The sequence below is a fragment of the Desulfobacter curvatus DSM 3379 genome (genome assembly GCF_000373985.1).
GTDB lineage: Bacteria > Desulfobacterota > Desulfobacteria > Desulfobacterales > Desulfobacteraceae > Desulfobacter > Desulfobacter curvatus.
Genome location: NZ_KB893084.1, coordinates 1 through 13,078, shown reverse-complemented (window position 1 = coordinate 13,078; position 13,078 = coordinate 1). Strand labels below are relative to the sequence as shown.

13 protein-coding genes are annotated in these 13,078 nt (G+C 49.9%); 12 read left to right on the top strand and 1 reads right to left on the bottom strand.

What is annotated here, in order from left to right; genetic code table 11:
- Window positions 1–70: 70 nt before the first annotated feature.
- From gabT to B147_RS0119405, 12 genes are all read left to right on the top strand, one after another.
- Entirely contained in the window at window positions 71–1,315 is a 1,245-nt protein-coding gene (gabT, locus tag B147_RS0119460) for a 4-aminobutyrate--2-oxoglutarate transaminase (protein WP_020588881.1), read from the top strand.
- A 14-nt stretch (window positions 1,316–1,329) separates the two neighbouring features.
- Complete coding sequence (locus tag B147_RS0119455) at window positions 1,330–2,784, top strand: NAD-dependent succinate-semialdehyde dehydrogenase (protein WP_020588880.1); 1,455 nt, start codon at window positions 1,330–1,332, stop codon at window positions 2,782–2,784.
- A 214-nt stretch (window positions 2,785–2,998) separates the two neighbouring features.
- The gene (locus B147_RS30550) at window positions 2,999–5,119 is read left to right on the top strand and encodes a cache domain-containing protein (RefSeq protein WP_020588879.1); all 2,121 of its coding nucleotides are present in this window, start codon (window positions 2,999–3,001) and stop codon (window positions 5,117–5,119) included.
- Entirely contained in the window at window positions 5,112–6,542 is a 1,431-nt protein-coding gene (locus tag B147_RS0119445) for a sigma-54-dependent transcriptional regulator (protein ID WP_020588878.1), read from the top strand. Before B147_RS30550 ends, B147_RS0119445 begins: the two co-directional genes overlap by 8 nt.
- Window positions 6,543–6,857: 315 nt before the next feature.
- The gene (locus B147_RS0119440) at window positions 6,858–8,099 is read left to right on the top strand and encodes an ABC transporter substrate-binding protein (RefSeq protein ID WP_020588877.1); all 1,242 of its coding nucleotides are present in this window, start codon (window positions 6,858–6,860) and stop codon (window positions 8,097–8,099) included.
- Window positions 8,100–8,174: 75 nt separating this feature from the next.
- On the top strand, window positions 8,175–9,062 hold the full coding sequence (locus tag B147_RS0119435) for a branched-chain amino acid ABC transporter permease (protein WP_020588876.1): 888 nt from the start codon (window positions 8,175–8,177) through the stop codon (window positions 9,060–9,062).
- The gene (locus B147_RS0119430) at window positions 9,052–10,158 is read left to right on the top strand and encodes a branched-chain amino acid ABC transporter permease (protein WP_020588875.1); all 1,107 of its coding nucleotides are present in this window, start codon (window positions 9,052–9,054) and stop codon (window positions 10,156–10,158) included. The genes B147_RS0119435 and B147_RS0119430 overlap by 11 nt, the downstream gene beginning before the upstream one ends.
- Window positions 10,155–10,880: an ABC transporter ATP-binding protein gene (locus tag B147_RS0119425; RefSeq protein WP_020588874.1), complete on the top strand. Its 726-nt coding sequence runs from the start codon at window positions 10,155–10,157 to the stop codon at window positions 10,878–10,880. The genes B147_RS0119430 and B147_RS0119425 overlap by 4 nt, the downstream gene beginning before the upstream one ends.
- Window positions 10,867–11,577 (top strand): ABC transporter ATP-binding protein, encoded by a 711-nt coding sequence (locus B147_RS0119420; RefSeq protein WP_020588873.1) that lies wholly within the window; start codon window positions 10,867–10,869, stop codon window positions 11,575–11,577. The genes B147_RS0119425 and B147_RS0119420 overlap by 14 nt, the downstream gene beginning before the upstream one ends.
- A 284-nt stretch (window positions 11,578–11,861) precedes the next feature.
- Window positions 11,862–12,002 (top strand): TIR domain-containing protein, encoded by a 141-nt coding sequence (locus tag B147_RS31865; protein WP_020588872.1) that lies wholly within the window; start codon window positions 11,862–11,864, stop codon window positions 12,000–12,002.
- A gap of 3 nt (window positions 12,003–12,005) precedes the next feature.
- Window positions 12,006–12,188 carry a hypothetical protein gene (locus B147_RS0119410; RefSeq protein ID WP_020588871.1) on the top strand — a complete coding sequence of 61 codons (183 nt, stop codon included), beginning with the start codon at window positions 12,006–12,008 and terminating at the stop codon, window positions 12,186–12,188.
- 131 nt (window positions 12,189–12,319) lie between these two features.
- Complete coding sequence (locus B147_RS0119405; protein ID WP_020588870.1) at window positions 12,320–12,793, top strand: hotdog fold domain-containing protein; 474 nt, start codon at window positions 12,320–12,322, stop codon at window positions 12,791–12,793.
- A 45-nt stretch (window positions 12,794–12,838) separates the two neighbouring features.
- Here the strand turns inward: B147_RS0119405 and B147_RS32525 are convergent.
- Window positions 12,839–13,078 (bottom strand): hypothetical protein (locus B147_RS32525; RefSeq protein ID WP_033397650.1); only part of this gene is annotated, 240 nt, incomplete at its 5' end.

Here is a 13,078-nt window from a genome sequence, read left to right as displayed (position 1 = left end):
CAGGCACGAATCATGCTGTGCTTTCTGTCGTATTTGTGCTCAACCCGACAAAAGTCAGAAAGGATAAAAAATGACTTGTATTGATGACATTCAGACTCTTAGAAATCAGGTGATTCCAAACGGTCATGCCTCCGGTACCACCTGCTATGTTGATTCGGCCAAAGGGGCCATTCTTACAGATGTTCAGGGCAAGCAATATATTGATTTTGCCGGCGGCATTGCCGTGATGAATGTGGGCCACAGTCACCCCAAGGTAGTGGCGGCCATTAAAGCCCAGGCCGAGAAATTCACCCATACCTGCTTTATGGTGAATCCCTATGATGTTGCCGTGCGCCTGGCTGATCGGTTGTGTAAGATCACCCCGGGTGCCTTTGACAAAAAAGCCCTCTTCGTTAACTCCGGGGCCGAAGCAGTGGAAAACGCAGTGAAAATAGCCCGCTATTACACCCAAAGACAGGGCGTTGTGGTGTTTGACGGCTCCTACCATGGCCGTACTTACCTCACCATGGCCATGACCACCAAGGTAAAGCCCTATAAGTGCGGATTCGGCCCCCTGGCTCCTGAAGTGTATCGGGCCCCCTTTGGTGATTTTGAGGCATTTACCAAGTTTTTTATTACCGGCATTAATTCTGAAAACACCGCGGCGGTTGTCATCGAGCCTATCCAGGGTGAAGGCGGGTTTATCGCCCCGCCTGCGGACTTTTTGCCCCAGGTGGCCCAGTTCTGTAAAGATCACGGTATTGTTTTTATTGCTGATGAGATTCAGTCCGGCATGGGCCGGTCCGGCAAGATGTTTGCCGTTGAGAATTTCGGTGTGGAACCCGATTTGATGACCGTAGCCAAAAGTATTGCAGCGGGCATGCCTTTAAGCGCGGTGGTGGGCAGAAAAGAGATCATGGATTCTGTACATCCCGGCGGTTTAGGCGGCACATACGGTGCCAACCCCGTGGCCTGTGCCGCGGCCCATGCTGTGCTGGATATTTTTGAAGAGGAAAATCTTCTGGAAAAGGCCCAGGCCATCGGCGAGAAGCTTGGTGCAACTTTTAGCGCCTGGACACAAAAATTTGATCATGTGGGTGAGATCAGAGGCATTGGTGCCATGCGGGGATACACCATTGTTCATGCCGATGGCACCCCTGACCCGGATACGGCCAAAAAGCTGTCTGCGTACTGTTTTGACAACGGGTTGATAACCCTGGTCTGTGGTATTGAAGGCAATGTCATCCGGGTGCTGATGCCCCTGGTTATTGAAGAGGATCAACTGCAAAAGGGATTGGATATAATGGAAGCCGGGTTGGCCAGTCTGGGCAACTAACAAAGGAAGTACATATGTTAAAATTAAAAAATTCAGATCTCCTGTGCCCGCATTGTTTTATTCAGGGGGAGTGGGTCGGCGCAGACAGTGGAAAAACCGTTGATGTGACCAACCCTGCCACAGGAGAGGTGCTTGGTACGGTTCCCTTTTGCGGTGCAGATGAAACACAACGGGCCATTGATGCGGCCAATAAATGCCTGGATGCCTGGCGGTCCAAAACAGCCGGAGAGCGCTCGGCCATCCTGCGAAAATGGCATGACCTGCTCTTGGAAAACCAGGATGATTTAGCGGCCATCATGACGGCAGAACAGGGCAAACCCCTGGCGGAATCCCGGGGAGAGATTTCCTATGCCGCAGGCTTTTTTGAATGGTTTGCCGAAGAGGCCAAACGGATATACGGGGATGTGATCCCCCAGACCGTTGACTCTCAGCGCCTGGTGGTCATCAAACAGCCGGTGGGGGTGGTGGCCGCCATTACCCCCTGGAATTTTCCCAGTGCCATGATCACCAGAAAGGCTGGTGCAGCCCTGGCCGCCGGCTGCACCATGGTGCTGAAACCGGCAACCGCCACTCCTTTTTCAGCACTGGCCATTGCAAAACTCGGACAGCAGGCCGGCGTTCCCAAAGGGGTGTTCAATGTGGTGACCGGGTCTTCTTGCGCAATTGGCGGGGAACTTACGGCCAACCCCATTGTGCGCAAGCTGACCTTCACCGGCTCCACCCAGGTGGGTAAACAATTGATGCGGGATTGCGCCGGTACCATGAAACGGCTTTCCATGGAACTGGGCGGAAACGCCCCGTTTATTGTGTTTGACGATGCCGATATTGATGCGGCGGTGGAAGGCGCCATGGCCTCCAAATACCGCAACTCGGGTCAGACCTGTGTGTGCACCAACCGGATATATGTCCAGGCCGGCGTGTATGATGAATTTTGCCGGAAGCTGACAACGGCCGTGGAAGGCCTTAGGGTGGGCAATGGATTTGATGATGGGGTTCAGCAGGGTCCGCTCATTGATATGGCTGCCGTGGAAACCGTGGAAAGCCACATCCAGGATGCCGTCAGTAAAGGCGGAAAAATCCTGATTGGCGGCAAGCGGCACGCCCTGGGCAGCAGCTTTTTTGCGCCCACCATTGTTGCGGATGCCACCGATGACATGCGGGTGGCCAAAGAGGAGACCTTTGGTCCCCTGGCCCCGGTTTTCAAGTTTGAGACCGAAGAGGAAGTGGTCCGCAAAGCCAATGATACGGAATTTGGGCTGGCCGCTTATTTTTATACCAGGGATCTGGGTAGAACCTGGCGCGTTGGAGAAAAATTGGAATATGGCCTGGTGGGTATCAATACCGGCCTTATCTCCAACCCGGTGGCCCCCTTTGGCGGTGTCAAAGAGTCGGGCAACGGCCGGGAAGGCTCAAAATATGGACTGGATGATTACCTGGAAATTAAATACATGTGTATGGCCGGTATTTAGTATTTGGACGACAAGTCACCCACCTGCGGCGTTGCTGCACAAATCTAAAATCCTCACGTACTATTGTACGCTCCGGCTTTAGCTTTGCTTGCGCCTTGCATCTGGGCAACTTGTCGTCCAAATACGAGTAGTGCCTGAACTCGGGGATTACGTTCAGGCACTAACTATGCCGGTACCCGACTATAATTACAAGCATGGTAACACAGGAAGCCCCATGACGCTGAAGATAAACATAATGCTGGTGTCCATACTGGTGGCGATTATTCTTGTTCTGGCAGGCATTACCTACACCTACACCCAGACCATCAGCCGGCACACGGTGGAAAGTCACCAGCAGGCCCTGACCAAAGAGGCGGCCAAGATGGTCCGGATGTGGCTGGCCCACCGGTTTCAGCTTGTCGATGCGTTGGCGCACACCCTGGAAGATCTCTATCTGACCCAGGGGCAGGACCCAAGGCCTATTTTGAAAATGACCATGGCTGCAGGGGATTTTTCCGATGTTTATCTGGGGCTTTATAACGGCACCATGATAGATGGGGCCGACTGGTATGCTTCAAGGGATTATGATCCCCGGACCCGGCCATGGTACAAGCGGGCCATGGAAGAACAAAAATTAACCTTAACCCGGCCTTTTATGGACCAGGGCTTCTGGAAGATGGTTATTGCCGTCGTGGTGCCCCTGGTCCATGACGATCAGGTGGTCGGCGTTTTAAGTGCCAATATCATTCTTGATACCCTGCAGGCGTCCGTCATGGACCTGCGTATCGGCCGGTATGGGTACGCCTTTATCATTGACGGCGAAGGTACCGTGCTGGTTCACCAAAATAAAAGCCTGATGATGACCACCAAAATTCAGGAATCCGATCCCGGCCTTTCAGCGTTCGGTTCATATTTTCCCGGACGGGATGCGGGCTTTTTTTCCTACCGGGATCGAATGCTCAGCTTTCACAAACTTACGGACACCGGATGGTATCTTTGTACCAACGTGGATCAGGAAGAGGCACTGGCCCTGGCCAAAAATACAGACATGCTTTTTGCCATGGCCATGGTATTGAAAATTTTGGGTATTTTGGCCCTGCTGTTGCTTATCACCATGGGCGGGTCGGCCTTGATTCTGTTTATCTCCAAGAATAGATTTGAGGCGATTGTTTCGGGAAAAGATGAAGACCTTCGCGGGGAAATCATCCGCAGAAAAGAGCTTGAGACCCGGTACCGTACGCTTTTTAACACGGCTACCAATGCCATTATGCTCACAAGCAACGGGATCTATGTTGAATGCAACCAAAAGGCATTGGATATGTTTGAACTTGCCGAAGATAAAATTATCGGCCGGACCATGGTAGATCTCTCCCCGGATACCCAGATGGACGGCACTGCCACAAAGCTGAAGTTGACCCAGATTGAGCAGTCCCACGCTTCGGGCGAATCCGATGTGTTTAAATGGACATTCAGCCGGGCGGATGGTTCGGAGTTTCCGACTGAGATCGGGATCTCCACGTTGAAGCTGGACCGGGAAATGGTAAAAGTATACAGTATCTGGGACATTTCAAAACGGGTAAATGCAGAGCAAAACCTTCGCCAGGCCCAGAAAATGGCCGCCATGGGTGAGATGCTGTCTGCCATTGCCCATCAGTGGCGTCAGCCGCTTAATGCCCTTTCCTCATATATCGCCTCCCTGACCCCGGCCTTTTATAACCAGATGATTTCCGCTCCGTTCATTGAAAAACTGGTCCGGGAGTCTGATACCCAGATTCAGTTCATGTCGAGAACCATCAATGATTTCAGGGAGTATTTCAGGCCGTCCAAAAATAAACACACCTTTGAGATGATGGATGCGATACAAAGTGCCATCAAACTGGTGAAAACCCAGTTGAGACAGAACAATATCACCTTGGACCTGGATCTGGCCGACGATGACGTGTCCATGCCCATCCTGGGCTATAAGAATGAATTTGTTCATGTCCTGGTCAACATCATCTCCAACGCCAAGGATGCCATCAACGAACGCCAGGCCAACTTCCCGGATCGAACGGTTCACAAGTTGATCAACCTGGCTGTCTTTAAAAACAGTGATGAGATTTGCCTTGAAATCAGAGACACGGGCTGCGGGATTCCTCCTCACTTGTTGGAAAAAATATTTACACCTTATTTTACTACCAAGGGAACGGCTACAGGTACCGGTATCGGGCTGTACATGGCTAAAATGATCGTAGAAAAGGAGATGAAAGGTAAGATCCATGTAGAAAACCGATACACGGGTGTTATGTTCAGGATCTGCCTGCCTTTGGCCCTTGGTGAAAAAACGCCGAAGGACAACAACGAAAACCATGATTAATTTCAGTCATTCAAAGGTTCCTGTGGTTTTGGTGGACGATGAAGTATCAGAACTTGATGCGTACGGCTTTTTGCTCACCTCCATGGGGGTCAACCAAGTGGTTCAGGTCCAGGACAGCCGACGGTTGCCTGGTGTGATGGCCGATCTTGGTGTATGTGTCCTTTTTCTTGACCTGAATATGCCTCACAAATCGGGCCTTGAGGTATTAAAAGAGCTCCGGGTGACCCATCCCCACATTCCTGTGGTAATCATCACGGCCAATTCAGAAATTGAAAGTGCGGTTGCGTGTTTAAAGCAAGGGGCCCATGATTATCTGGTCAAGCCCATCAACATGAATACCTTTGCCTCGGCACTGCGAAATGCCCTGGAAATCTGCGCATTACGAAATGAGGTTTTCACCCTTAAAGGGGTTTCCTTTAACCGGCATCTTAAATATCCGGAACATTTTCAGCATATTATTACCCAAAATCCCACGATGATCGGACTGTTCCAGTATATTGAGTCCATCTCCACCAGCCGGGAGCCGATCCTAATTCTTGGCGAAACCGGCACCGGCAAGGAGCTGATCTCACGCGCCATCCATGATGTGTCCGGGCTTGGTGGCCCTTTTGTTACGGTGGATGTGGCAGGACTTGATGACAATCTGTTCTCAGACACACTTTTCGGTCACAGTAAAGGCGCCTACACCGGCGCAGACAAGCACCGGGAGGGACTGGTGGAAAAGGCGGCGGGCGGCTCTCTGTTTTTAGATGAGATCGGGGATCTTTCCGCTGCCTCCCAGGTCAAGCTGTTGCGGTTAATCCAGGAAGGCATTTTTTATCCTCTGGGATCGGACCGGCCCCGGACCTGCCGGGCGCGGATTATATCCGCAACCAATAAATCCCGGAATGCGCTTGCGGCCGTGGATCAGGAGCAGTTCAGGTCGGATCTTTTCTTCAGGCTTTCCACCCACCTGATCCAGGTGCCTCCGTTGCGGGAACGCAAAGAGGATATCCCTTTGATCGCCGCCTATTTGAGGGACCAGGCCGCCAAAGCCATGGGCAAACCCGTTGTTGACACCGGGCAACAGTTTTCGGCCGTTTTGGCCGCCCACTCGTTCCCGGGAAATATCCGGGAGTTGAAAACCTATATCTATGATGCCGTGGCACAAAGTACGGGCACAAGCCTCGATGTTAACACGATTCTGGACCGGCTGTCAGATGTCTCAACCGCCTCCCAATCCAACTCAGCCGATATCCCCGCCACCTGCGACACCGTTCTGGAAGATTTAATGGGCGGGTTTCCCACCCTGGCCGCGCTGACTGAATATGCCATTGACCAGGCCCTGGAACGTACCGATCAAAATCAGAGCCAGGCCGCCAGGCTTTTGGGGATCTCTAAACAGGCGTTGAGCAAGCGATTAAAGAAACGGGATAAAAGTTGACGTATGGTGTCAATAAAAGTTGACGTCGTCAATTATAGTTGACCCCCAAAGTTGACAGCAGGTCATTTTTTAAGTTTGGATAGCACTCACCATTTCTAACCACATTTTAAATGGTTCATTAAAATTATACAGTCGAATCTTCTGTTCGTGACCTTCGTGGTAAATTAAAAGATCGAGAATCATGCAGTCCTGATTTTTCAACAATTCGTAGCTTTTGGCACACGCCTTGCTCATGACGCAATATTACGTTTATGAAACCACGTGCGAAAAGTTTAATGGTTTTTGCGCTATTTTAACATCCACAAGGAGGAAAAGATGAAGCTTAATCGTTTTTGGACCGCAACGGCAGCCGCCGGGCTTTTAATCAGCGGACTTATTTTTACAGGCCCTGCCACGGCAGATGACACAACCATCAAGATCGGCAACATTATCCCTTTATCGGGTCCCTCTGCATCCGTAGGCCAGCAGGGAAAAAATGCAAGGGAGATGGCCGTTGAGGAAATCAACGCAGCCGGCGGCATCAAATCCTTGGGCGGTGCCAAGCTTGAAATGCTCTATGCCGATTCCGAATCAAAACCGGAAAAAGGCGTATCTGAGGCTGAACGGCTGATTAATACCGAAAAGGTCAACGTACTCACCGGCTGCTGGAACTCTGCGGTGACCTATCCCACCACCGCCGTGGCTGAACGCTATGGGGTGCCTTTTATCGTACCGGTTTCCGTGTCCGACAAAATTACCGAACAGGGGTTTAAAAACGTATTCCGGATTGCTGCCAAGGACTCCTGGTGGACCCGGGATCAATTCGCCTTTTTAAAAGATATGCAGGCCGAGTTCAACACGCCTGTGAAAAAACTTGCCTTTGTTTATGAAAACGGCGACTGGGGAAAAGGCATGGCAGGCCAGTGGAAAAAACTGGCCGAACAAGACGGATATGAGGTGGTACTGGACGAACCCTATCCCTCCACCGCCACCGACCTGAGTCCTGTGGTCCAGAAGATCAGACGGTCCCGGGCAGATGTTCTTTTACTGGTTTCCAATGCCGCAGACGCCATTCTTTTAACCAACACACTGGCTGAGTACAAGGTACGCTTAAAAGCCATTGTGGCCACCGGCGGCGGACATGCTGATCCCTTCTTTATCAAGGCTGTGGGTAAAAATGCCCGGTACCTTTTTGATATTGTGGAGTGGGAAGCCGACATCAATAAACCCGGTGCTAAAGAGACCAATGCAAAATACAAGGCCAAATATGGTTATAACCTCACCGGCGAGGCTGTGGACGCGTATCTGTCCATGTACGTGATCAAAGATGCCCTGGAGCGTGCCGCAAGCCTTGACAAAGATGCCATCCGCAAGGCCCTTGCCGAGACCAACCTTACCTCAGGCCCGGGTATGATCGTGGGGTATGATGCCGTTGAGTTTGACCAAAGCGGCCAGAATTCCCATGCATCTCCGGTCCTTGTTCAGATCAATGATGTGGGCAACGGCCTTGAGCGAATTACCGTATGGCCCCAAAGCGCCAGACGCGCCGGATACACCCCTGTTTTTCCCAAACCATAAAAACGCCCATCTCAATGTTCCGCTTTGAAAAGGCAAGCCCTTTTTAAAGCGGGATAGAACCGTCCGGAGAAAAGAATGATCTATTTAATTGAAGATACAATCAACGGCATCCTTATGGGCTCGATTTACGGGCTGACCGCCCTGGGGTTGACCATTATTTTCGGGGTGCTCAAAGTGGTCAACTTTGCCCACGGCACTCTTTTGATGGTCAGTATGTACGTCGCCTACTGGACCATTGTCCTGTCTGGGCTTCATCCCTACCTGGCTCTGGTTATAGTTGTTCCCGTCATGTATGTGTTTGGATACTATCTGCAGGATATTGTGATAAAGCCCATTTTCAAAGCAGAAAAAGATGTCCGGGAACCCAGTACGGTGATTATTGTCACCACCGGGGTGTGGTATGTGCTGGATAATCTGACCCTGATGATTTTTGGGCCGCAATACCGTTCCCTTCCGGATAATCCGCTCCAGGGCAAAATGATAGAGCTGGGCGAGATGTTTATCTCCGTTCCCAAACTGTGGGGTGCCGTTACCGCTGTGGCAACCGCCTTTGCCGTATACTATTTTTTTCAGAAAACCAGGACAGGGCGTGCCATCAGGGCATGCAGCCTTGACCGCGATGCAGCCAGTCTGTCCGGCATTAACCAGTACAAAATATACAACATGGCCTTCGGGCTCGGCACGGCAGTGGCCGGTGTTGCCGCCGTCACCCTGGTTCCTTTTTACAATACCTTTCCTTCCGTGGGGGTTCTGTTCGATATTAAAGGATTTATCATCGTTGTGTTAGGCGGGCTCGGCTCCATTCCCGGGGCCATCATCGGCGGGATCATTGTCGGGATCATCGAATCCGTTGGGCCCCAGTTCATGACCGCTACATGGACAGAGGCCATTGTATACGGTCTGTTTCTTCTGGTCCTTTTTGTTAAACCTTCAGGATTGTTCGGAGTAAAATATGACTGGTAAACCCATAGCAGGCACAGGGGACAACAACACGCCTTACGAGACGGACGACGCCTTTCTTGACCGATCCGCCCTGGCTCGGCAGGTGGTTAAGGACACCATTAACAAGGTGCTGCTCGGGGCGGTGTTGATCCTGGTGCTGGCATTGCCGGCTGTTATCAGCAGTCCTACCTGGCTGCATATCATTGTTTTAATATTTTTTTACGCCTATCTAACCACCTCCTGGAACATGGTGGGTGGATTTGCAGGTGTCCTGCCTTTGGGGCATGCGGTATTTTTGGGCATCGGTGCATATACCTCAACGATACTTTCTCTCCAGTACGGCATCAGTCCCTGGCTGGGTATGTTCGTTGGGGGTATTATAGCTGTTGCCGCCGGCATGATCATCGGGCTTCCCACCTTAAAAATGCGCGGGGCCTACTTTGCCCTGGCCACCATCGCTTTTGCCGAAGGCGTACGCGTCATGGTTGAGAACATAGACTACCTGGGCCCGTTCAAACTCAATGGCCCCAGGGGATTACAGATTCCACCGTTGAATATTGGTTGGGCCCATTTTATGTTTTCATCCAAGGTACCGTATTACTACATTATCCTGGCCATGCTGCTGATTATTCTGTTTTTGACCTGGGCGGTTTCCAGATCCAAGCTGGGATATTACCTGACCGCCGGCGGAGAGGAGCCCGAAGCGGCCCAGGCGCTTGGCGTCAATGTCTCCCGGGCCAAGGTGATTGCCATGGCGTTAAGCTGCTTTTTCACGGCCCTGGCCGGGACTTTCTACGCCCAGTTCTCTTTGTTTATTCATCCTAAAAGTACGATTTCACTTGATATTTCCTTTGAGATTGCCTTTATCGCTTTGATCGGCGGCCGGGGTTCCATTGCCGGACCCGTTTTGGGGGCATTGCTGCTTCGGCCGGTCAGTGATCTGTCGAGAATTTATTTTGGGGATATTCTGCCCGGCATGCATCTGGTGATATACGGTGTTGTGCTCATTTTGGTGATGATCTATCAACCCCGGGGACTGCAGGAGCCCTTGACCCGGTTATACGACAGGGTGGTCAACCGTATGACCGATGGCTTCATCAAAGGAGGGGATAAATGAGTCTTCTTGAGTTAAAGGATGTGACCAAGCGGTTTGGCGGCCTTACGGCGGTGGACAGTTTGAGTCTGTCCATGGAAAAAGGCGAAATTCTCGGGGTTATTGGTCCCAACGGAGCCGGAAAGTCCACGGCATTCAACTGCATTGCAGGAGTGTTTCCCCCCACAAAAGGAGAGGTGATTTTTGACGGTCAGGTGATCAATGGACAAAAGCCATGGGACCTGTGCAAAAAAGGAATCGCCCGTACATTTCAGATCGTGAAACCCTTTGCGTCCAAAAGTGTGCTTTATAATGTTACTGTGGGGGCCTTTGCCAACACATCCAGCAGGGGCGAAGCCGAGGCCAAGGCTATTGAAGTGCTGAAGCTGCTCAATTTTGACGACAAAAAGGATGCCAAATCATCGGATTTGACCATTGCGGACAGAAAACGCCTGGAGATTGCCCGGGCCCTGGCCACAGCGCCAAGACTGCTGCTTCTGGATGAGGTTATGGCCGGTCTGCGGCCGGCTGAGGTGGATGAAATGGTTGAAATTATAAGGTTTTTGCGTGAGCAGGGTATTACTATTCTAGTTATTGAGCATATCATGCGGGCCATCATGGCGTTATCCGACCGTATTGTTGTTATCCATTTCGGGAAAAAAATCGCAGAAGGAACCCCTGAAACGGTGGCATCCGACGAAAACGTGATCAAAGCATATCTGGGAGATGAATATGGGGTTTCTTGAGGTAAATAACATTGATGTCAGTTATGGGGATGTCCAGGTCATCTTTGACTTGTCCATGCGCATTGAGGAAGGAGAGGTAGTCTCCATCATCGGCGGCAACGGTGCCGGGAAATCCACATTGCTTCGCACCATTTCAGGATTGATGAAACCGTCTTCCGGTCAGATTTTTTTTAAGGGCCGTTCCATGCATACCCTGCCCCCCGAAGAGATCGTCAACCACGGCATTGTCCATGTCCCGGAAGGGCGCAGGCTTTTCTCTCTGATGACCATAAAAGACAACCTTATTGTGGGCGCCTATAATAAGGAAGCTGATAAGCATAAAGAGCACACCCTGGCCCAGGTATATGAGATGCTGCCTCGACTTAAAGAGCGGGAAAATCAAACCGCCCTCACTCTGTCCGGCGGGGAGCAGCAGATGGTGGCCATTGGCCGGGGACTTATGGCCAGGCCCAAAATCCTGATGCTGGATGAGCCGTCCCTTGGATTGGCCCCGGTTCTGGTCAACAGCATTTTTGAGACCATCAGGAAAATAGCCGACCAAGGAACCACCGTATTGCTGGTGGAACAGGACGTCAACCATTCACTGCGTCTGTCAGACCGTGGCTATGTGCTGGAACACGGCAGAATTGCCCTGGAGGGCAAGGCCGATGAACTTTTAGGCAATCCCCACATTAAAGAGGCCTATTTAGGCATATAGTTGTAAATTTTTTCAGGCCCCCTTTTTGGGGGCTTCCTGAGTCCATTCCCTCTCCCTTACCCTCACTGTTCTATGGGTCAACAATCTGCATTTTATCGCAAATTTTAATTGAAACCCTTTGCGAATCATTTCGAATAGTGGCAACAGATTTTTATTGATATTCGTACTTTTTGAGTGTTATCACTGTTTGGATAAGTAAGCATGAAAGAAAAGACAAACCACAGATCAGCTTTGTTACGCCAGTCATTTAAATCGGGCTGTTTCTTGGAGTATGGAGTTTCATAATGATTGATGTTTTTATTAGTTATGGAAGTGAGGACAGGTTAAAAGCAGCCATTCTCGCAGAATTATTTTCCGAAATTGGTTGGAATGTTTGGTGGGATAAGAAAATATTAGGTGGTGATGAATGGTCGTCTGTGCGATAGCTCATGAAACATGAGATTCTTAGGCAAAATGGTCATCAATTTACGGAGCAGGTATTTAATGAAAAACGAATTGCCTATGATATGCTTGCAGGGTGTTTAGCGCCAGCAGAAGGTGTTTTGAACAATGAAGATTTGCATGAACTTATGTCTCGATTTATGGATATTCTCCATCCAGAAAATGCTTAATCCAGCCTAACAAGGCTTTTGCAGCGGAGCGCAAAAATAGCGCGCCCGCTGAAAAGCATGCAGATTCCGGTGATTCCGGAGATACTTAAATTAAATAAATATCATCAGCCAATACATTGAAAGGGTTTACGATGAACGAAGTACTAGAGCTTTACAAAACGTCAGGAAATGAAGCGTTTACATATCTTGTAACTGAATATGCACCATACTTTAAAACAATAAATCCTGTCTTTAATGAAGTTAGGCCTCATTATGCTGAAGCATCCTTCCCAAATACCAGAGAAGTGCAAAATCATTTAGGCACTGTTCATGCGATAGCTATGTGTAATGCGGCAGAATTAGTGGCCGGAACAATGACAGAGGTCTCTATTTCCGAAGAATTAAGATGGATTCCAAAAGCCATGTCTGTAAAATACTTGGCTAAAGCAAGAACTGATCTAAGAGCTGTAGCCGATGGAAGCAATATTAAATTAGATGAAGAAGGTGAAGTTGAAGTTCCGGTCACTGTTTATGACACTGATGAACAAATAGTTTTTACAGCTTCAATCACCATGAAAATTAGCAAAAAGAGAGAGAAGAAAAAAGGGGAACAGGTCTGCCATTGAAGTGGCCCCCAGATTGAGACATGTCTTTATCGAGCTGATTTAACACTACAGCGACACTTGAACACCTAACTCTTTAGCGAGAGCCATCGTTCTTTTTCTATGGCTTTCATACGCAATGTCGTTACGTTTGAGGTGATACTTTATCATATTTATAGCCCCTTTCCATGTAAAAGAATTGATCGACAAAACAACTTGGACCAATTTTTTAACCATGGCTAAACTTAAGCAGTTTTTTTTACTTTTTGCCTGAGTCGAAAAAGAAAGTGCTGCGCCAGCATGACATAA

Coding starts and splice junctions, on each gene's coding strand:
- B147_RS0119410 (WP_020588871.1), top strand. CDS start 12,006: ATGAAACATGAGATTCTTAGGCAAAATGGTCATCAATTTACGGAGCAG.
- B147_RS0119405 (WP_020588870.1), top strand. CDS start 12,320: ATGAACGAAGTACTAGAGCTTTACAAAACGTCAGGAAATGAAGCGTTT.
- gabT (WP_020588881.1), top strand. CDS start 71: ATGACTTGTATTGATGACATTCAGACTCTTAGAAATCAGGTGATTCCA.
- B147_RS0119445 (WP_020588878.1), top strand. CDS start 5,112: ATGATTAATTTCAGTCATTCAAAGGTTCCTGTGGTTTTGGTGGACGAT.
- B147_RS0119435 (WP_020588876.1), top strand. CDS start 8,175: ATGATCTATTTAATTGAAGATACAATCAACGGCATCCTTATGGGCTCG.
- B147_RS0119440 (WP_020588877.1), top strand. CDS start 6,858: ATGAAGCTTAATCGTTTTTGGACCGCAACGGCAGCCGCCGGGCTTTTA.
- B147_RS31865 (WP_020588872.1), top strand. CDS start 11,862: ATGATTGATGTTTTTATTAGTTATGGAAGTGAGGACAGGTTAAAAGCA.
- B147_RS0119425 (WP_020588874.1), top strand. CDS start 10,155: ATGAGTCTTCTTGAGTTAAAGGATGTGACCAAGCGGTTTGGCGGCCTT.
- B147_RS30550 (WP_020588879.1), top strand. CDS start 2,999: ATGACGCTGAAGATAAACATAATGCTGGTGTCCATACTGGTGGCGATT.
- B147_RS0119430 (WP_020588875.1), top strand. CDS start 9,052: ATGACTGGTAAACCCATAGCAGGCACAGGGGACAACAACACGCCTTAC.
- B147_RS0119420 (WP_020588873.1), top strand. CDS start 10,867: ATGGGGTTTCTTGAGGTAAATAACATTGATGTCAGTTATGGGGATGTC.
- B147_RS0119455 (WP_020588880.1), top strand. CDS start 1,330: ATGTTAAAATTAAAAAATTCAGATCTCCTGTGCCCGCATTGTTTTATT.